18 protein-coding genes are annotated in these 18,665 nt (G+C 72.7%); 5 read left to right on the forward strand and 13 right to left on the reverse strand.

What is annotated here, in order from left to right; translation table 11 throughout:
• Positions 1-537: 537 nt before the first annotated feature.
• From ACFVTC_RS06905 to ACFVTC_RS06930, 6 genes are all read right to left on the reverse strand, one after another.
• Positions 538-1,551 (reverse strand): N-acetylglucosamine kinase, encoded by a 1,014-nt coding sequence (locus tag ACFVTC_RS06905; protein WP_390124737.1) that lies wholly within the window; start codon positions 1,549-1,551, stop codon positions 538-540.
• The gene (locus ACFVTC_RS06910) at positions 1,548-2,813 is read right to left on the reverse strand and encodes a 6-phospho-beta-glucosidase (protein ID WP_168528153.1); all 1,266 of its coding nucleotides are present in this window, start codon (positions 2,811-2,813) and stop codon (positions 1,548-1,550) included. Before ACFVTC_RS06910 ends, ACFVTC_RS06905 begins: the two co-directional genes overlap by 4 nt.
• A gap of 2 nt (positions 2,814-2,815) precedes the next feature.
• A complete protein-coding gene (locus ACFVTC_RS06915) occupies positions 2,816-3,730 on the reverse strand; it encodes a carbohydrate ABC transporter permease (RefSeq protein WP_390124740.1) in 915 nt (304 codons plus the stop codon).
• 2 nt (positions 3,731-3,732) lie between these two features.
• The gene (locus tag ACFVTC_RS06920; RefSeq protein WP_356270815.1) at positions 3,733-4,677 is read right to left on the reverse strand and encodes a sugar ABC transporter permease; all 945 of its coding nucleotides are present in this window, start codon (positions 4,675-4,677) and stop codon (positions 3,733-3,735) included.
• A 14-nt stretch (positions 4,678-4,691) separates the two neighbouring features.
• Positions 4,692-6,029 carry an ABC transporter substrate-binding protein gene (locus ACFVTC_RS06925; RefSeq protein ID WP_390124742.1) on the reverse strand — a complete coding sequence of 446 codons (1,338 nt, stop codon included), beginning with the start codon at positions 6,027-6,029 and terminating at the stop codon, positions 4,692-4,694.
• A gap of 68 nt (positions 6,030-6,097) precedes the next feature.
• Entirely contained in the window at positions 6,098-7,309 is a 1,212-nt protein-coding gene (locus tag ACFVTC_RS06930; RefSeq protein ID WP_390124744.1) for an ROK family transcriptional regulator, read from the reverse strand.
• A gap of 281 nt (positions 7,310-7,590) precedes the next feature.
• Between ACFVTC_RS06930 and ACFVTC_RS06935 the strand changes: the two genes are divergently transcribed.
• A complete protein-coding gene (locus ACFVTC_RS06935) occupies positions 7,591-7,953 on the forward strand; it encodes a hypothetical protein (RefSeq protein WP_390124746.1) in 363 nt (120 codons plus the stop codon).
• 113 nt (positions 7,954-8,066) lie between these two features.
• Here the strand turns inward: ACFVTC_RS06935 and ACFVTC_RS06940 are convergent, their stop codons facing one another.
• Complete coding sequence (locus ACFVTC_RS06940) at positions 8,067-9,176, reverse strand: mechanosensitive ion channel family protein (protein WP_390124748.1); 1,110 nt, start codon at positions 9,174-9,176, stop codon at positions 8,067-8,069.
• A 272-nt stretch (positions 9,177-9,448) separates the two neighbouring features.
• Here ACFVTC_RS06940 and ACFVTC_RS06945 point away from each other — a divergent pair, with 272 nt between their 5' ends.
• Positions 9,449-9,985, forward strand: coding sequence for an HNH endonuclease (locus tag ACFVTC_RS06945; RefSeq protein ID WP_148014005.1), 537 nt, complete (start codon positions 9,449-9,451; stop codon positions 9,983-9,985).
• A gap of 63 nt (positions 9,986-10,048) precedes the next feature.
• Here ACFVTC_RS06945 and ACFVTC_RS06950 read toward each other — a convergent pair whose 3' ends face one another.
• From ACFVTC_RS06950 to ACFVTC_RS06970, 5 genes are all read right to left on the reverse strand, one after another.
• Positions 10,049-10,678, reverse strand: a complete 630-nt coding sequence (locus ACFVTC_RS06950; protein ID WP_390124750.1) for a hypothetical protein — start codon at positions 10,676-10,678, stop codon at positions 10,049-10,051.
• Positions 10,675-12,426: a hypothetical protein gene (locus ACFVTC_RS06955; RefSeq protein WP_390124752.1), complete on the reverse strand. Its 1,752-nt coding sequence runs from the start codon at positions 12,424-12,426 to the stop codon at positions 10,675-10,677. The genes ACFVTC_RS06950 and ACFVTC_RS06955 overlap by 4 nt, the downstream gene beginning before the upstream one ends.
• Entirely contained in the window at positions 12,423-13,175 is a 753-nt protein-coding gene (locus tag ACFVTC_RS06960; protein WP_390125474.1) for an ABC transporter ATP-binding protein, read from the reverse strand. The genes ACFVTC_RS06955 and ACFVTC_RS06960 overlap by 4 nt, the downstream gene beginning before the upstream one ends.
• 68 nt (positions 13,176-13,243) lie before the next feature.
• Positions 13,244-14,194 (reverse strand): zf-HC2 domain-containing protein, encoded by a 951-nt coding sequence (locus tag ACFVTC_RS06965; RefSeq protein WP_390124754.1) that lies wholly within the window; start codon positions 14,192-14,194, stop codon positions 13,244-13,246.
• Positions 14,191-14,805, reverse strand: a complete 615-nt coding sequence (locus tag ACFVTC_RS06970; RefSeq protein WP_390124756.1) for an RNA polymerase sigma factor — start codon at positions 14,803-14,805, stop codon at positions 14,191-14,193. Before ACFVTC_RS06970 ends, ACFVTC_RS06965 begins: the two co-directional genes overlap by 4 nt.
• 177 nt (positions 14,806-14,982) lie before the next feature.
• Between ACFVTC_RS06970 and ACFVTC_RS06975 the strand changes: the two genes are divergently transcribed.
• The 3 genes from ACFVTC_RS06975 to ACFVTC_RS06985 all read left to right on the forward strand — a co-directional run bounded on the left by ACFVTC_RS06975 (position 14,983) and on the right by ACFVTC_RS06985 (position 17,671).
• Positions 14,983-15,258 carry a hypothetical protein gene (locus ACFVTC_RS06975; RefSeq protein ID WP_390124758.1) on the forward strand — a complete coding sequence of 92 codons (276 nt, stop codon included), beginning with the start codon at positions 14,983-14,985 and terminating at the stop codon, positions 15,256-15,258.
• A complete protein-coding gene (gene malQ, locus ACFVTC_RS06980; protein ID WP_390124759.1) occupies positions 15,259-17,328 on the forward strand; it encodes a 4-alpha-glucanotransferase in 2,070 nt (689 codons plus the stop codon).
• A 103-nt stretch (positions 17,329-17,431) separates the two neighbouring features.
• A complete protein-coding gene (locus tag ACFVTC_RS06985) occupies positions 17,432-17,671 on the forward strand; it encodes a hypothetical protein (RefSeq protein ID WP_168528140.1) in 240 nt (79 codons plus the stop codon).
• Positions 17,672-17,874: 203 nt separating this feature from the next.
• Here the strand turns inward: ACFVTC_RS06985 and ACFVTC_RS06990 are convergent, their stop codons facing one another.
• Positions 17,875-18,510 (reverse strand): TetR family transcriptional regulator, encoded by a 636-nt coding sequence (locus ACFVTC_RS06990; RefSeq protein ID WP_390124761.1) that lies wholly within the window; start codon positions 18,508-18,510, stop codon positions 17,875-17,877.
• Between the last annotated feature and the right edge of the window lie 155 nt (positions 18,511-18,665).

Consider the following 18,665-nt stretch of genomic DNA (forward strand, 5'->3'; position numbering starts at 1 on the left):
GGCTGCGCCCCCTGGACCCCCGCATCGCCCGAAGGGCTCGTCCTCAATCGCCGGACGGGCTGAGTGTGCGGGCCCGCGCTGAAAGATTGACGCTTGTCGCCTTGACGCTCGACATCTACCGCCTGACGCCTGACGGCTGATGCCTACCGCCTGACGGCTGATGCCTGATGCCTACCGCCTGACGGCTGATGCCCGACGCCTACCGCCTGACGGCTGATGCCCGACGCCTACCGCCTGACGCCCGACATCTACCGTTGGCGCCCGACGCCCGACATCAACCGCCTGACGCCCGACGCCGACAGCCGGATTGCGAGGGCCGACGGCCGGATCGGAACAATGCGGCGCAGGCCCGCATCCCCAGCCCGTCCGGCGTTTGAGGACGAGGCCGTTCAGGCCGAACGGGGGTCTGGGGGCGGAGCCCCCAGGTACGTGCCTAGTCGGCGCAGGCCCGCATCCCCAGCCCGTCCGGCGTTTGAGGACAAGGCCGTTCAGGCCGATGCGGGGGTCCGGGGGCGGAGCCCCTGGGGGCGGGTGACCTTAGGAACCCTCGTAGAACCCCCGTACGCGGGCGTGGGCCTCGTCCGCCGCACCCATGTGATCAAGACCCAGCAGCGCGGCGCCGAGCACGGGGCGGGCCGTGACCACCTGGGGGACGGCCTTGGGGGCCCGCTCGGAGAGCAGTACGCGGATGCGGTCGTCGAGTTGAGGATGGCGCGCCGCGAGAATGCTGCCGCCGAGCAGGACGGGAGCCTCCTCGTCCATCAGGTCCAGCCGCGCCAGCGCCACCGTCGCCATCGCGACGACCTCGTCGGCGAGCCGGTCGACGACCGCACGGGCCACCGGATCCCCGTCCACGGCCGTGGCGAACAGCACCGGCGTCAGCTCGTGCCGCCGCGCGTGCCCGATGTGTTCGAGATGCAGCGCCTCGATCAGCGCGTACATGGAGTCGAGCCCGAAGTGGCCGGGCAGCGTACGGGTCAGCGCCGTCGGACCGCCGCGTCCGTCCTCGGCCCGCGCCGCGTGCCACATCGCCTCCTCCGCCAGCCCCCAACCGCCGCCCCAGTCACCGGAGATGCGGCCCAGCGCGGGGAAGCGGGCGGTACGTCCGTCGGGCAGCATGCCGACGCAGTTGATACCGGCGCCGCACACCACGGCGACCCCGCGCGGCTCCGCGATCCCGGCCCGCAGGATCGCGAACGTGTCGTTGCGCACCACCACGTCGGCGCCCCACGCCCGCGCCCGCAGCGCGTCCGCCAACTGCGTCTCCTCCACGGGGAGATCGGCGTTGGCGAGGCACGCCGAGACATGGGCGACGGAGTCGACCCCGGCCTCGGCGAAGGCCCGGCCGACCGCCTCGGCGAGCGCGTCCACGGCCACGTCGACACCGACCGTCGGCGGCCGGAACCCGCCGCCGCGCGCGGTGGCGAGCACCGTGCCGTCGGCCGCGACCACCGCGACGTCGGTCTTGCTGTTCCCCGCGTCGATGGCGAGCACCGGACCCACGGGGCCGGACCCGGAGGCCGTCCCGGCTTCGGATCCCGATGAGGTCATGCCCACGCGAGGTGCTCCCGGTTGTGCGCGATCAGCTGGTCGGTCAGGGCGTCGGCGTACGCGTACTGGCCGACCAGGGGGTGGCTGAGGAGGGCCCGGAAGACCCGGTCGCGGCCGCCGCGCAGGGCGGCCTCCAGCGCCAGGTCCTCGTACGCGGTGACGTTGGCCATCAGCCCGGCGTACAGCGGGTCCACCGGCTGCACCGGCATGGGGGTCGGCCCGTGCGGACCGACCGCCGCCTGCACCTCGATCACGGCGTCGTCCGGCAGGAACGGCAGCGTGCCCTTGTTGTAGGTGTTCACCACCTGGTAGGGGCTGCCGCCCCCGCCGAGCAGCGCGGCCGCGAGATCGACGGCCGCCTCCGAGTAGTAGGCGCCGCCCCGCTTGGCGAGCAGCGCCGGCTTCTCGTCGAGGGACGGGTCGCCGTACATCTTCAGCAGTTCCCGTTCCATCTCGGCGACCTCGGCGGCCCGCGACGGCTTGGTGCGCAGCTCTCGTACGACCTCGTCGTGGGCGTAGAAGTAGCGCAGGTAGTAGGACGGGACGACGCCCAGCCGGTCGATGATGTCGCGCGGCAGGCGCAGGTCGTCGGCGAGGGCGTCGCCGTGCTCGGCGAGCAGCTTCGGCAGCACGTTGTCGCCCTCGGGCCCACCCAGGCGCACACCGGTTTCCCAGGTGAGGTGGTTGAGGCCCACATGGTCCAGATGGACGTCCGCCGGTGCGACGCCGAGCATCGCGGCGAACCTGCGCTGGAAACCGATCGCCACGTTGCACAGCCCGACGGCCCGGTGTCCGGCCTGGAGCAGGGCGCGGGTGACGATCCCGACGGGGTTGGTGAAGTCGATGATCCAGGCGTTCGGGTTGGCGCGGCGGACGCGCTCGGCGATGTCCAGCACCACCGGCACCGTGCGCAGCGCCTTGGCCAGGCCGCCCGCGCCCGTCGTCTCCTGGCCGACGCACCCGCACTCCAGGGGCCAGGTCTCGTCCTGCTCGCGGGCCGCCTGGCCGCCGACGCGCAGCTGGAGCAGTACGGCGTCGGCGCCCTCGACGCCCGCGTCCAGGTCGTCGGTGGTGACGATCCGGCCGGGGTGTCCCTGCTTGGCGAAGATGCGCCGGGCGAGGCCGCCCACCAGCTCCAGCCGTTCGGGGGCCGGGTCGACGAGGACCAGCTCCTCGACGGGCAGGGTGTCCCGCAACCGGGCGAAGCCGTCGATGAGTTCAGGGGTGTAGGTGGAGCCCCCGCCCACTACTGCCAGTTTCATAGTCAGCCCTTCACTCCGGTGAGCGTGACGCCCTCGACGAACGCCTTCTGCGCGAAGAAGAACACGAGGATCACGGGGGCCATGACCAGTACGGTCGCGGCCATGGTGAGATTCCAGTCGGTGTGGTGCGCGCCCTTGAACGACTCGAGGCCGTAGGACAGGGTCCAGGCGCCGGGGTTCTCGGAGGCGTAGATCTGCGGCCCGAAGTAGTCGTTCCAGGCGTAGAAGAACTGGAACAGGGCCACGGCGGCGATCCCGGGCCGTGCCATCGGCAGGACGATCTTCAGGAGGGTCCGCAGGTCCCCGCAGCCGTCGACCTTCGCCGCGTCGAGGTACTCGTTCGGGATGGTCATCAGGAACTGCCGCAGCAGGAAGATGGAGAAGGCGTCGCCGAACGCCATCGGGATGATCAGCGGCCAGAGGGTCCCGGACAGGTCCAGCTGCTTCGCCCAGAACAGGTACATCGGGATGATGACGACCTGGGGCGGCAGCATCATCATCGAGATGACCAGCATCAGCGACAGGTTCCGGCCGCGGAAGCGGAACTTGGCGAGCGCGTAGGCGACGGGGATCGACGACACGACGGTCAGGACGGTGCCGGCGCCGGCGTACAGCAGGGTGTTCTTCCACCAGGTGAGGAAGCCCGGGGTGTCGAAGACCTTCTTGTAGTTGCCCCACTCCCAGGTGTGCGGGATCAGGTCGCGGCTGAGCGCCTGGGTGTCGCTCATCAGCGAGGTGAGGAAGACGAACACAAAGGGCAGGACGAAGAAGAGGGCGGCCGCGACGCCGAGCGCGTGGACCGCGATCCACTCCAGGAGCGTCTTGCGACGGGCCGTGCGTTCGGCGGGGGAGACGGTCCTCGTCGGCGGCTCCGCCGGCCGGTCGAGCACTCGGGACACCTGAGGTGCTTGGGTCATGGTCAGTCACCTGCCTGGATGAGACCGCCCCGGCGCCGCATCAGGAACGCGGTGAACACCATGGACAGGGCGAACAGCACGAGCGCGACCACACAGGCGGAGCCGTAGTCGAAGCGCTGGAAGCCGAGGTTGTAGACGAGCTGGGGCAGGGTGAGCGTCGACTTGTCGGGGTAGCCGGGCTCGAACTGCGTACCGGCGCCCTGGATGACGCCCGAGGCGACCTTCCCGGCGATGAGCGGTTGTGTGTAGTACTGCATGGTCTGGATCACGCCGGTGACCACGGCGAACATCACGATCGGCGAGATGTTCGGGAGCGTCACGTAGCGGAACCGCTGCCAGGCCGACGCGCCGTCCAGCTCCGCCGCCTCGTACTGCTCGGTCGGTACGTCGAGCAGCGCGGCCATGAAGATGACCATCAGGTCGCCGATGCCCCACAGGGCGAGCAGCGTGAGGGCGGGCTTGGACCAGCTGGGGTCGTTGAACCAGCCGGGTGCCGGGATGCCGACCTTCTCCAGGATCGAGTTGACCGGCCCCGTACCGGGGTTGAGGAGGAAGGCGAAGGCCATCGTGGCGGCGACGGGGGGCGCGAGGTAGGGCAGGTAGAAGAGGGTGCGGAAGACCCCCGTGGCGGTCCTGATCTTCGTGATGAGGAGTCCGACGCCGAGTCCGAAGACGACCCGCAGGCTCACCATGACCAGGACCAGCCACAGGGTGTTGCGCAGGGCGGGCCAGAACAGCGGGTAGTGCTGGAAGACGTAGGACCAGTTTTTCGTCCCGCTCCACGTCGGCGGTTTGAAGCCGTCGTAGTGCATGAACGAGAAGTAGACGGTGGAGAGCAGCGGGTAGGCGAAGAAGACCGCGAAGCCGATCAGCCAGGGCGACATGAAGGCGGCTGTTCTCAAGGCCGCCCGGCGTCGCTTGGCGCGCAGGGTGTAGGTGGCGCTCATGTCCGTACTGCTTCCTACTTCGCCTGCGCGATGTCCGTGTCGATCTGCGCGGCGGTCTTCTGCAGACCGGCCTTCAGATCCTTGGACTTGCCGCTCTCGTAGTCGTATCCGAACTGCTGGATCGTCACGAGGTAGGTGCCGCCGTTGATGGACGCGGGTGTCGTCGTCGAGTTCGGGTTCGAGGCGATGTCCAGGAACGTCTTGAAGCGCGGGTCGTACTTCAGCTTCGGGGACTTGAGCGCCGCGAGCGTGGAGGGGACGTTGTGGATGGCGTTGGCGAAGCCGACGACGGCGTCCGTGTCCGTGGTCATGTATTTGACCAGTTCCCAGGCGGCGTTCTGCTTCTTGCTGGTGGCCGCGATGCCCGCGATGGTGCCGGTGATGTAGCCCTTGCCGTACTGGTCGGCCTGGTCGTCGGGGACGGGCAGCGGGGCGACTCCGATCTCGAAGCCGGGCTTGGCCTCCTCGGCCATGCCGAGCCGCCACTCGCCGTCCAGCTGCATGGCGACCTGACCGGTGTGGAAGGGGTGCTTGGGGCCCCATTCGTCACCGAGCTTGGACCGGTACTTCTCCAGCTTCTGGTAGCCGCCGAGTTCGTCGACGAGCTTCTTCTGGAGGGTGAACCCGGCTTCGAAGGCGGGGTCCTTGGCGATGCTGGACTTGCCGCTCTCGTCGAAGTACGTGGGGGAGAACTGGCCGAAGTAGTGCTCGGTGGTCGACTCCCAGCCGTGGTAGTTCGGCATGAACCCCAGCTGGGAGTAGGAGTCGCCCTTCGCGACGGTCAACTTCTTCGCGTCGGACCCGAATTCGGACCAGGTCTTCGGGGGAGTGGTGATCCCGGCCTTCTTGAACGCGGTCTTGTTGTAGTAGAGCCCGTACGCGTCACCGAGCAGCGGCACCGTGCAGCGGTCGCCGTCGAACTGGGTGTACTCGTTCATCGCCTTGGGGAAGGTCGTCGCCGCGTCGATCCCGGCCTTCTTGAAGAAGGGGTTGAGATCGACGAGTGCGCCCGAGGAGCAGAACTTGCCCACGTTGTTGGTGGTGAACGAGGAGATCACGTCGGGCGCCTTCTCACCGCCGGAGCGCAGCGCCTGGTTGATCTTGTCGTCGGTCATGTTGGCGACGATGTTGACGTGGATGTTCGGGTGCGCCTTCTCGAACCCCGCGACCAGGGTCTTCACGCCCTGGACCTCGCCCGGCGCGCTCCAGGCGTGCCAGAAGTTGATCGTCGTCTCCTTGGAGGCGTCGTCGTTCGCGCTGGAGTCCGACTGGCCGGTACAGGCGCTGGTGAGCAGGGCGAGGGACGCGGAGGCGGCGAGTGCGGTGGCGACTTTCCTGGATATTCCGGGCATGGCGGTGTCTCCCTAGGGCAGGGCCGGGGCGGTGGTGTGGGCGGGACGGGGGAGTGGGTCGAGGGGGTTCAGCGGGAGGTGTCGAACACCTCGTCGCGGGTGGCCGCCAGCGCGCTCTCCAACGCGCCGCGCAGCACGGGGTGTTCGTGTACGTCGCCGACCACGAGGCGCGGGCGCGACGCGGCCAGCTCCTCCAGTTCGGCCTGCACCAGGGCGCGCAGCGGTTCGCCGCCGGCGGTGAGCGAGGAGCCGCTGAGGACGACGAGTTCGGGGTCGAGCACGGAGACGAGTGAGGCGAGACCGGTGGCCAGGCCGGTCGCGTACGTTTCCAGGAGCCTGCGGTGCGGGCCTTCGTCGCGGGTGGCGGCCTGCTCGACGAGGGCGGCGGCGACCTCGGTGGACGACCCGGCGGGAATCGGCTGGACGCCCAGCTCGCGGGCGAGTTTCGGGAGGGCCTGGGAGCCGGCGAGTTCCTGGTAGCCGCCGCTGTTGGCCTTGGTCACCTGCCGTACGAGGGGTGCGCCGGGCACGGGCAGGAAGCCGACCTCGCCGGCGCCGCCGGTCCAGCCGCGGTGCAGCCGTCCGCCGAGCACGAGGGCGGCGCCCAGGCCCCCCTCGTTCCACAGCAGGACGAAGTCCTCGTGTCCGCGCGCCGCGCCGAGCCGCTGTTCGGCGATGGCGACGAGGTTCACGTCGTTCTCGTACTCGACCGGCATGGGCAGGGCGGCCGCGAGCTCGTCGAGGAGGCTCGGGGAGTGCCAGCCGGGCAGGTGGGAGGCGTACCGCAGCCGCCCGGTGTTGGGGTCGAAGGCGCCGGGTGTGCCGATGACGAGGCGGTGGACGTCGTCGCGGGCCAGCCCCGCCTCCTTCACCGCGCCGTCGAGGGCGTCGGTGACCTGGCGTACGACGGGCTGCGCGGGGCGCCGGCCGGGCGTCGGCAGCTCGTACTCCCCCACGGTCCGGCCCGTCACGTCCGCGACGGCGGCGAGGATGCGCTCGGGGGTGACGTCGAGGCCGGCCGCGTGGGCGGCGACCGGATTCACCGCGTACAGCTGGGCGTTGGGGCCCGGCCGCCCCTCGCTGGTGCCGGTGGCGAGCACCAGCCCGGCCGCTTCCAGGCGGGCCAGGAGCTGGGAGGCGGTGGGCTTGGACAGCCCGGTCAGCTTTCCGATCCTGGTCCGCGAGAGCGGCCCGTGGGCGAGCAGCAGGTCGAGGGCGGCGCGGTCGTTCATGGCGCGCAGGACGCGCGGGGTGCCCGGCGTACCGGCGGATCCTGCCATGTTGTCGACACCTGCCTTTCGACTGCCCAGTCGCTCAGCTTCCCAGGGTGGCCTCGGGGAAGTCCACTGCAAGATCATTGTTAGGAAGGTTTCCTATTGGTGGGAGGACCGTAGGCCGCAGGTCGCGGGGGCGTCAAGAGAAACCGCCCCCGAGGCAACAGAGTCGTTACCTACGGGGGCGGGGACCGGGGTGTCCTTCACGTCGTTGCCTCACGTCGACGTAGTCGCCCGTGGCCGCGGCGGTGCCCGTGGTGGTCGTGCCGGCGAACAGGTGGCGGTACGTGCCGTCGGCCCGTGAGGTCGTCGCATGCACCGGGTCGGGTGGGAGCGAGGGCCATGATGAACCGTCGTGGTACGGCGTTCGGCGCGTCTTCCGCCATCGTGAACTGGGCGTCTACGCGGAGCGGGTGACGCTGTGGTCCGCGGGCCGCCCGGGTGACGCCATCGGGCGTGCGGAGGCCGAGGCACTGGAGTACTGCGCGGCGCTGGAGGAGGTCGACTGCGCGGGCTACGCCGAGGCGTTCCGGATGGACGGGGTCCTGGGCGAAGGGGCCGAGGTCTTCTCGCTCATGCGGGAGAGCGACCTGCCGTCCGGCGTCCATGTGCGGAGGTTCTTCGCGACGGGGCGTGAGCGGACCGGCTGACGTCCGGGTGCGCGGCCCGCACGGGACCGGGGCCGCGCGTGCGGACCGAGAGCAGGGGGCGGCACCCGGAAACCGCGGGTGCCGCCCCCTCCTTCGCCGCGTCGGGCCGGGGCCTACTTCGGATTGCCCGACGCGGCCGGGCCCGTGACGGGGGTCGGGATGGGGGCGGTCGCCTCCGACTGCGGGGACGCCGGGTTGCCGAGGGCCGACGGGGCCGCCACCGCGGCGGACGGGTCGACGGGCTCCTCCTCCACGGCCGCGGTGGGGCCGCCCACGATGCGGATGTCCGCGGCGTCGAAGGCGCGCTTGACGCGCCAGCGCAGCTCACGCTCGACGGAGAGCGCCTTGCCGGGCATCGTCCGGGCCGAGACCCGCACCACCATGGAGTCGAGGAGCACGCTCTCCAGGCCGAGGACCTCGACCGGGCCCCAGAGGCGCTCGTTCCAGGGCTCCTCCTTACTCATCGCCTCGGCGACCTCGTTCAGCACGGACTGGACGTGGTCCAGGTCCTCGGAGGCGCGGACCGTGACGTCGACGCCCGCGGTGGCCCAGCCCTGGGAGAGGTTGCCGATGCGCTTGACCTCACCGTTGCGGACGTACCAGATCTCACCGTTGTCACCGCGCAGCTTCGTGACGCGCAGACCGACCTCGATGACCTCGCCGGAGGCCACCCCCGCGTCGATCGTGTCGCCCACGCCGTACTGGTCCTCGAGGATCATGAAGACGCCGGAGAGGAAGTCCGTCACCAGGTTGCGGGCGCCGAAACCGATGGCGACACCGGCGACACCGGCCGAGGCCAGCAGCGGGGCGAGATTGATCTCGAAGGTGCCGAGGACCATCAGGGCGGCCGTGCCCATGATCAGGAAGGAGGCCACCGAGCGCAGTACGGAGCCGATGGCCTGGGAGCGCTGGCGGCGGCGCTCGACGTTCACCAGGAGGCCGCCGAGGGCCGTCCCGTCGACCGCCTGGACGGTACGGGTCATACGGTCGATCAGCTTGGTGATCGCTCGCCGGACCGCCACTCTCAGTACCGCCGCGATGACCAGGATCAGCAGCACGCGCAGACCTATCGCGAGCCAGGTGGACCAGTTCTGCTCGACCCAGCTCGCGGCGTTGGTCGCGCTTTGCTGGGCGCCCTGGAGCGTGGCGACCGTAGGGTCAGTCGTCGCCGAGGGAGAAGGCGACGGACTGGACCCTGCGGCCCGCAGGACGGTCGAGAACACAGCAGGTACCTCCAGGCGTAGCGGTCTGCCCGCGGCTCGGGGACAGGTAGGGCGCCGCCGGGCAGAACAACCACACTAACGGGGCATCGTGTGTGGATCGTTGTGATGTTCGGGGGAGAGACGGTACTCACCTGGGGATGAACAGGATGTGGTCGAAAACACTCCCAGCCCGTTACCGGGACATGGTGGCGCTTCCACCAGGCAAGAGGGGAGACTGACTGCAGATCGTCCCGGCGCGAGCCACGCGCCGCCGGCGTACCAAGGAGGCATCCGTGCCGCATGTCCTGGTCCTCAACGCGTCGTACGAGCCACTCGGCGTCGTACCGCTCCGCCGCGCGCTCATCCTCGTCCTTGAGAACAAGGCCGTCTCTCTCGAGGAATCCGGCGCCTTCATGCACAGCGCGACCGTTACTGTCCCCGCACCCAGCGTGGTCCGGCTGAAGAGGTTCGTGCGGGTCCCTTACCGGGGGCCCGTTCCGCTGACCCGTCGGGCACTGTTCGCCCGCGACGGCGGCCGGTGCATGTACTGCGGTGGCGTCGCAACCAGCGTCGACCACGTCATCCCGCGCTCCCGCGGAGGTCAGCACGCCTGGGACAACGTGGTGGCGTCCTGTCGCCGCTGCAACCACACCAAGGCCGACCGCCACCTGGTCGAGATCGGCTGGCGCCTGCGCCATAAACCGGCCCCGCCGACGGGGCTCGCCTGGCGCATCATCGGAACAGGGCACAGGGACCCGCGCTGGCTGCCGTATCTGCAGCCGTACGGCGCTGAGGACGCGATGGCCCGGATCGACGGCATTTCCGCCTGACGATCCGGGCTTTTGTGCACCCCTGACCCGGGTACACCGTGGCCCGCCCGGTGCGCCCCGTGGTCAGCCGCGGGGTCCTTCGGGGCGGGCGCCACGTGCCGCGTACAGCCCGGCGCCCAGCACGTACAGCGCGAGGGCGGCGCTCCACGCGCCGAGCTGGGGACCCGGCTGCACGGGCCAGGCCAGAACCGTCGCCTCCCTCATGCGCGGCGAGGTGGCCGACAGGTACACGGCGCTGAAGTACAGCATCGTCGGCATCCAGGCGGCTCGCGCGCCGAACAGCACCGCCGCGAGCGCGGTGACACCGACGGCACCCAGGGTGTTGCGGACCATCCCGACCGCACCGAACACCTGTGCGTCTCCGGGAACGGCGAGTGCCAGCGTGCCGGCCGCGAGCGCGGTGAGGACCAGGAGATGGGCCAGGCGCCTGGGCCACCACGGGCGTGCCGCGGTGTCGTCCAGGTCCCGCCCGTACACGTGCAGGCCCGTACCGATCGCCGCCGATGCCGCCAGCGGCGCCAGCGACAGCAGCGGGACCCTGCGGTACGGGTCGAGGAAGACGTCCGGGACGGTCGCCGCCCACAGGGTGAGGAGGGCGGCGCAGACGAGGGCGGCCAGGGTGGCCGGGACGGCACGGGAGCGGGCGTAGAGGGTGAGGGGGGTCGGCCGGGGGACTTCGCGAGGCGTGTTCACAGGGACGGGACCTCGCTCGCGGCGGGGTCGCATGCGCGGGCCGTGGCGAAGTAGCGGCCGAGCCAGGAGCGGCGCTCGTCGTCGGTCAGGGCGGTGAGGCGCGCGTACGCCCGGTCCCCGGCGCGGAGCCTCGCGAGCTCCTCCGTGTCGCCGCGCCGTCGGGCCGATGCCACGAAATCCTCGCGGAGGTCGGCCTGCATGCTGGCGGGGGCCAGCCAGCGCAGTACGGCCTCGTCGGTGGCCCGGACCCGCCGAGTGGACGGCGGACGGTCGCAGTCGACGCGGACCATCAGCTGTGCGGCCTCCCAGGCGTACTGCTCCGGATCGGTCAGTTCCCCGCGTACGGTGCTCCAGCCGAACGGGGTGAGCGTCGGCAGTTGTACCTCGCCCGCGCGGGGGGAGCGCGGCAGGTCCTCGAAGCGGACCGGCAGATTCTGTACGCCCCGCAGACGCCCGGTGAGGCCCGACAGCGCGCGGTTCACCTCCGGCAGCAGGCCCGGGTGGGTGGCGTTGACGCAGACGTGCGGGGTGGTCGAGGCGTCGCACACCTGGCGGTGCGCGAGCGGGTTGTCGCGCAGCGTCCCGTCACCCGTGTGGACCAGCAGCACGGCAGCGGCGGCAGCGGCGGCGAGCGGCGGCAGCGCGGTGACGCGGCGGCGCGCGGCATGGGCCAGGACGACCGCGGCGGCGAGGCCGACCACCCACAGGGCCGATACGAGGGGGTACCACCAGACCGGGAGGTAGCCGTCGCCGAACTGGGGTAGCGAGGCGGGGGCGAGGGCGGCCGGAGCCGACCGCGAGCCGATGCCGCTGGTGACGGCCAAGACGTATCCGCAGATCGCGAACGCGGGTGCGGTCAGCCGCCAGGGCATCACCCGCCCGGCCACATGGCCCAGGAGCGTGCACGCGGCGATCGACAGCGCGTCCCCGGCGAAGACGGTCGGGACCGGGCCGCCCGCCGACGCGTAGGGCGCGCAGGCGAGCAGCACGCCGGCCACCGCCACCAGGTACGCCCCCGCCAGCACGCAGGCGAGTGGCAGGGCGGCCGTCAGGAGCTGGGCGAGCGGTGGACGAGGGGCCGAGGCCCGCAACTCCGTCATGCGCCGCCGGTGCTCCCGGCCGCCCTGCCAGGCTCCCGCGGCGAGGCCGAAGGGAACGGCGATCACCCCGGCCGCCGTGTCCAGCCGGTCCGTGGTCCCACCCCAGCTGCCCTGCCACTGCGCCGCCGTGGCGGCGAGCGCCCAGGCGAGAGCGAGCAGCAGCGCGGCGGCCGCCCAGGGGGTGAACCCGCGCAGGAACTCGACGCGGAGGGGGCGGGGCGCGGCCGCGGCGGGTGAAGCGGCTGTCGCCGGTGCGGCGCCCGTCGTACGGACGGGCACCTCCCGCGGCGGTGCGCTCGGCCCAGGGCTTTCGGGGAGCCGGGGGCGGCGGCCTGCCGGGCGGGTGTCGCGGGGGCGGGGTCGGGGGTCCGCCGGGCGGGTGTCGGCGGCCTGGGGCCGTGGGTCCGCCGGGCGGTGGTCCGTCGGCTCGGGCCGTGGGTCCGCCGGGCGGTGGTCGGGAGGCAGGGGCCCGGGGTGTCGGGCGGACGGGTGGCCGCCGTCCGGTTCGGGCCATCGGTGCGTCCGCGGTGCTTCGCCGGTCCGGGTGTCCATGCCGGCCATGCCGGCCGTGTCGGCCGGGGCGCCCGTGCCGTCCGGGGCGCCCGTGCCGTCCGGGCGGTCGTCGGCCGGCTGGATGCGTACGGTCATCGGGCCGCCCCCGTCGCCGCGCGATGGCCGCGCAGGGCCGCGGTGTAGCCGCGCTCGATCGCGTTGCCGTCGGACTCGTCGCCGTTGGCGCCGAGGGCGGCCAGCGTCCCGGGAGTGCCGCGATAGGCGACCCGGCCCGCCTCGATCAGCGTCACCCCCGTGCACGCCGCGGCCACGTCCTCCACCAGGTGGGTGGAGACGATCACCGTGGCCTCCTCGCCCAACTCCCGCAGCAGCGCCCGGAACTCGACGCGCTGCTCCGGATCCAGTCCCGCCGTGGGTTCGTCGAGGAGCAGGACGCGGGGGTCGTTCACGATGGCCTGGGCGATGCCGACCCGGCGGACCATGCCGCCGGACAGCGTCCTGACCTTCGCGTCGATGCGGTCGGTGAGCCCGACCCGGGCCACGGCCCGCTCGACCGACGCCGCGGCGTCGGAGGCCGGAAGTTCCTTCAGCCAGGCCACGTACGCCACGAACTCCCGGACCGTGAATCCCGGGTAGTACCCGAAGTCCTGCGGCAGATAGCCGAGTTCACGGCGGAACGCGCCGCGCTCGCGGTGCCGGCGCGGGTCGTTGCCGAGCATCTCCATACGGCCCGCGGAGGGCTCGGCCACGGTCGCGAGGACCCGGATGAGGGAGGTCTTGCCGGCGCCGTTGGGGCCGAGCAGCCCGTGGACGCCGGGACCGAAGTCCAGGTCGACCGCGTCGAGCGCGGTCGTCCTGCGGTGCCGGACGGTCAGCCCGTACACCCGTATCGCGGTGGATCCGGTGCCCGGACTCGCGTTGCCCACGGAAGTGCCGGGCGGGGCGGGGGTGTTCACATCGTCTCCAGACGGTCGTACGCGGTGCGGCGCGCGGCGAGCAGCAGGGCGCAGAGGGCGGCCCCGGCCGCCCATCCCCACTGCGCGGGCGCGCCGGTGAAGTAGAGGGAGAGCTGCTGGGCGAGACGGTCCGTCAGGCCCGAACCGGTGGCCGTCGGTCCCGGGCCGTCCGAGGCGAGGACCGGTGCCGTCAGCGCGAGCAGCCAGCCGCCGCCCACCACCGCGGAGCCGGTACGGCAGCCCGTGTACCCGGACAACGCCAGGGTGGCCAGCGTCAGGGCGAGCCCCGGCAGCAGCCAGGCCGCCGCCATGGGCACCTGCGGAAGGCGGGGACCGGCGGCGGGGAGCAGCAGCCCGGACGCCGTCAGCAGCGGCATGCTCACCGCCAGTACGGCGGCCGTCCGGGTGAGCAGCAGCCGCAGTCCGCCGGAGGGCGACGTCGCGACGAGCTCGTACAGCGGGTCGGCGTACCGGCCGTAGGAGAGGGCGACCCCGGCGACGGGGACCACCGGCGCGACGGCCAGCAGCAGCGGGCGCGCGCCGGCGGACCCGCCGCCGTACGCCAGCGCGAGCGCCCCCACGGCCACCAGCAGCAGGGCCCCGGTCCAGGCACCGCGCAGCGCGGGCCCGGCGGCCCAGACGATCCGCCCGAGCCGCCCCCCGGCGGCTCGGGCGCGCCACGGCACCGTGGACGTCGAGACCGCGGGCGGCCCGAGCGGGGGAGTCGGAAGCGGGGACCGGGCCGGGTGCGGGACGGAGTCCAGGACGGCGGCCCGCACCCGCGCCAGTACCGGTCCCGCCGCCCCCGCGCGCGCCGCCCGCGACGCCCGCGCGGCGCAGGAACCGCAGCCCTCCAGGTGCTTCTCGAGGGACCAGGCGTCCGGCTCCGGAAGGGTGCCGTCCGTGTAGCGGGCGACGAGATCGTCGCCGGCGTGCCAGCCGGTCATGCCGGGCCTCCCAGCGGTGACGGGCCCCCGGAGGGGTCGAGGTGGGCGAGTGCCGCCCTGAGTTCGGCGCGCGCCCGCATCGCGCGGGTCTTGACCGTGCCCTCGGGGATACCGAGCAGTCGGGCCGTCTCACGCGTGGTCAGCCCGTCGACGACGGTGGCGCGCAGCACCTCGCGCAGTTCGGGGGAGATGCGGTCCAGGGCCGTGCCCACGTCCCCGTACTCCAGGCCCGCCAGCACGCGCTCCTCCGCGGAGGGCACGGGCGGCGGCGCCGCGTACTCGGCCTGTCCGGCCCGTTCGACCCGTACGGTCCGCTCCCGTGCCCGCCGGGCGTCGACGAGCCGGCGCGCCGCGATCGTCCACAGCCAGCCGCCCGCCTCCGTGCCCCGGTGCCCGGCCGCCGACCGCCACACGGTCACGAAGGTGTCCTGCAACACCTCCCGGACGACCTCGGGGTCCCCGCAGCGCCGGGTCAGCCGCGTGTGCAGCCATCCGGCGTGCCGGTCGTACAGTGCGGCCAGCGCCGCCGAGTCGCCGTCCGCGACGGCCCGCAGCAGTGCCGCGTCCGTGGCGTCCTCCCGGTGGCCCCTCACGGGGCGGAACAGTCTCACACCCCGTCTATCGACCCCGCCGGAGCCACCGGTTCACCCTTCACCCGGACCTGGCGGGGCCGAGCCGGAACAGAACGTGACCAAAAGCACATTGTTCGCCCGTGTACGTCTGCCGTCCCGCGCGTTGGGTAGGGCTGCGGTAACCCGCCCGCCGCCGTACCCGACAAGGAGGCCCCCGTGGCCGCATCAGCACACCTTCTGCTCTCGGCCCTCTCCAAACGCCCGACGGAACCGACCGCCGAACCCCGCTTCTCCGCCGAGCCGCGCTTCTCGGCCGAACCCCGCTTCTGCCTCTTCACCGCGGAGGGCACCGCCACCGAGCTCCCGCTCACCAGCGAACCGCCGCTCCCCGACGCCGAGCCGCTGACCAGTGAGCCGCCGCTGGCCGACGCCGCGCACCTGACCAGCGAACCCATCTCCACCGGCGCCGCCACGGATGCCTCGGGGGTCTAGATGCCGCTGTCCCGGCTCGCCGCACTGCACGGCGTCGCCACCTCCCACAGCCCCTCTCCCGGCCGGACCGTCGCGGCCACCGACACCGCGGTCGTCGCCGCCCTCGCGGCGCTCGGCGTCGACGCGAGCACCCCGGACGCCGTCCGCGCGGCCCTCGCCGCCCGGGAGGCCGAGACATGGGACCGGCTCCTGCCGCCGACCGTGGTCTCCTGGGGCGGCCGCCCGCCCGACGCGCTCGCCGCGCTGCCCGACGGCACCCGTCTGCGCATCACCACCGAACAGGGCGAGACCCGCGCGTCGGCCGAACAACTCCCGCCCGGCGTCCACGCGTTACGCGCCACCGCACCCGACGGCCGCATCGCCGACGCCCACCTCGTCGTCGCCCCCGACCGGCTGCCCACCCCGCCCGGACGCGGCTACGGACTCCTCGTCCAGCTCTACTCCCTCCTCTCCCGCCGCTCCTGGGGCATGGGCGACCTCGGCGACCTCGCCGAACTCACCGCCTGGGCCGGCCGGGCACTCGGTGCCGGATTCGTCCAGGTCAACCCCCTGCACGCGGCCGTGCCCGGCACCCCGACGGACCCCTCCCCGTACCGCCCCTCCTCCCGCCGCTTCCCCGACCCGGTGCACCTGCGGATCGAGGACATCCCCGAGTTCGCGTACCTCGACGACCGCGACCGCGTCGGCACGCTGCTGGAGCGCGCCGGGCGACTGCGCGCGTCCGTGCTCGACAAGGACGCGCTGATCGACCGCGACGCCGTCTGGGAACTCAAGCGCGAGGCGCTGGAACTGATCCGCGAGGTACCGCTCGGCCCCGGACGCCGGGCCGCGTACGTCGACTTCCTCGCCGAGGAGGGCGAGGCACTGGAGGACCACGTCACCTGGTGCGCGCTCGCCGAGGTCCACGGCCCGGAGTGGCAGAAGTGGCCCATGGGCCTGCGTGACCCCCGCTCACCCGAAACGGCCCGCGCCCGAAGCGAGTTGATGGACCGCGTCGACTTCCACAGCCGCCTCGCCTGGCTCACCGACGCCCAGCTCGCCGCCGCACAGCGCTCCGCGCGCGACGCCGGCATGCCCGTGGGACTCGTGCACGACCTCGCGGTCGGGGTGCATCCGGGCGGAGCCGACGCCTGGGCGCAGCAGGAGTACTACGCGGCGGGCATGTCGGTCGGCGCGCCCCCGGACGCCTTCAACGCGCGCGGCCAGGACTGGGGCCTGCCGCCCTGGCGGCCGGACCGGCTGGCCGCCTCGGGCTACGCCCCCTACCGCCGCCTGCTGCGCGCCCTCTTCCGGTACACGGGCGCGCTGCGCATCGACCACGTCATGGGTCTGTTCCGGCTCTGGTGGATCCCGCAGGGACAGCCGCCCACGGAGGGGACGTACGTCCGCTACGACGCCGAGGCGATGCTCGCCGTCCTGACGCTGGAGGCGTCGCGGGCCGGGGCGCTGGTGATCGGCGAGGACCTCGGCACCGTCGAACCCGGGGTGCGCGAGACGCTCCAGGAGCGCGGGGTGCTGGGCACTTCGGTGCTGTGGTTCGAACGCGACTGGGACGGCGACGGGCAGCCCCTTCCCCCCGAGCGCTGGCGCGCGGACTGCCTGGCGACCGCCACCACCCACGACCTGCCGCCCACCGCGTCCCGTCTCACCGGTGACCACGTCGAACTCCGCGACCGGCTGGGACTGCTGTCCGGTGCCCTGGCGGACGAGCGGGCCGCGGCCTCGGCGGAGACGGGGGAGTGGCTGGCGCTCTTCGCCCGGCTCGGGCTGCTGCGCGGCTCCGGCTCCGCGGTGTCGGAGGAGGCCGAGATCCAGGCCGTGCACCGGTTCCTGCTGCGCACGCCGGCCCGCATGATCGGTGTCTGGCTGCCGGACGCGGTCGGCGACCGGCGTCCGCAGAACCTGCCCGGCACCTGGGACCAGTACCCCAACTGGCGGCTGCCCGTCGCCGACGCGGCCGGACGCCCGGTCACGCTGGAGGAACTGGCCGCGTCACCACGGCTGTACGCCCTCATCGACGTGCTGCGGGCGCGTCCGGGGGACGGCGGGGGAGGTCACCCACAGCGCTGAGACACCCCTGAGGCACTGCCGGGACACCGCCGGGGCACCGCCGGGACCTCCGTACGGCACCCCCGGGCGCGCGGCGCGTTCAGGTGTTCGCTACGTTTGCACCGTGGACAAGAAGAACGCCCTGCGCGCCGGCGCCCTGGCTTCCGGTACGACGCTGATGATGCTGCTCATGTCGTCTCCCGCGCTCGCGCTGACCCGCGACGACGGTGACGACCCCGGCAAGGGCCTGAGCGTGATCGACACGGTCGGCCTCTACGTCGTCGCGCCGATCCTGCTGTTCGCGATCATCGCGGGCCTCGTGATGGTCCTGGACAAGTCTCCCAAGCAGGCGAAGCGGGGCTGATTCCGGCTCTCTTCCGCCCTTCCGTCTCTCCGTCGAGGGAGTCCGCGCCCACCCGCCCCGGGTGTGCGGGGACTCCCTCGACGCGTTTCCAGGGGGGTGGAGCCGTCCGAGGGAGGGCGCCGGTGGCGCCGGGGGGCACCGAGGGGGCTTCCGGGAGCCCGGCGCCCGCTCCGGGAGCGTGGCGCGCTTCTCGGGCGCGGTCTCTACGGGTGCGGCGCCGTGAGGTAGCGCTGCACCGTCGGCGCCAGCCACGCCACGATCTCCTCCCGCGGCAGCGCAACGGCGGGCGGGAAGCGCAGGACGTAGCGGGCCAGGGCGAGGCCCAGCAGCTGTGAGGCGGTGAGCGCGGCCCGGACCGGTGCCTGCTCCGGGTCGGGGCACAGGTGCAGGGAGATCGGCAGCAGCTGGTCCCGGAAGATGGCCTGCATGCGCTCCGCGCCGGCCTGGTTGGTGACGCCGACCCGCAGTACCGCGGTGAACACCTCGTTCTCCTCCCAGAGGTCCAGGAAGTGCTGGACCAGGGCGTGGCCCACGTCCTGCCGGTTCAGCCGCTCCGGCGCCGGCAGCCGCAGATCGACGTCGAGGACCGCGGCGAACAGTCCCTCCTTCGAGCCGTAGTACCGCATGACCATGGACGGGTCGATACGGGCGTCCTTGGCGATGGCGCGGATGGTGGCGCGCTCGTAGCCGTCGGCGGCGAAGCGCTCGCGGGCGGCGGTGAGGATCGCGGTGCGGGTGGCGTCGGAGCGCCGGGGTGAGGCCTGGGGCGGTGGCGACTGGGGCGAGGGCGACTGCGGCGCGGGCTGGCGCGAGGCGGACGAGGGTTCCTTGGCAGGCATGCCAACAACCGTAGGCCAACACCTGTTGACAGTCCAGTATGGGCGTTCTACGTTTGTCAACGAGCGTTGGCCAACGGGCGTTGACTAGACGTTGGCCGGCGGTCGCTCAGCATCCCCCGGTGGGAATCGCCTGGCGGGAACAGCTGGTCAACGAG

The sequence above is a fragment of the Streptomyces sp. NPDC057950 genome, assembly GCF_042887295.1.
Lineage (GTDB): Bacteria > Actinomycetota > Actinomycetes > Streptomycetales > Streptomycetaceae > Streptomyces > Streptomyces kaempferi.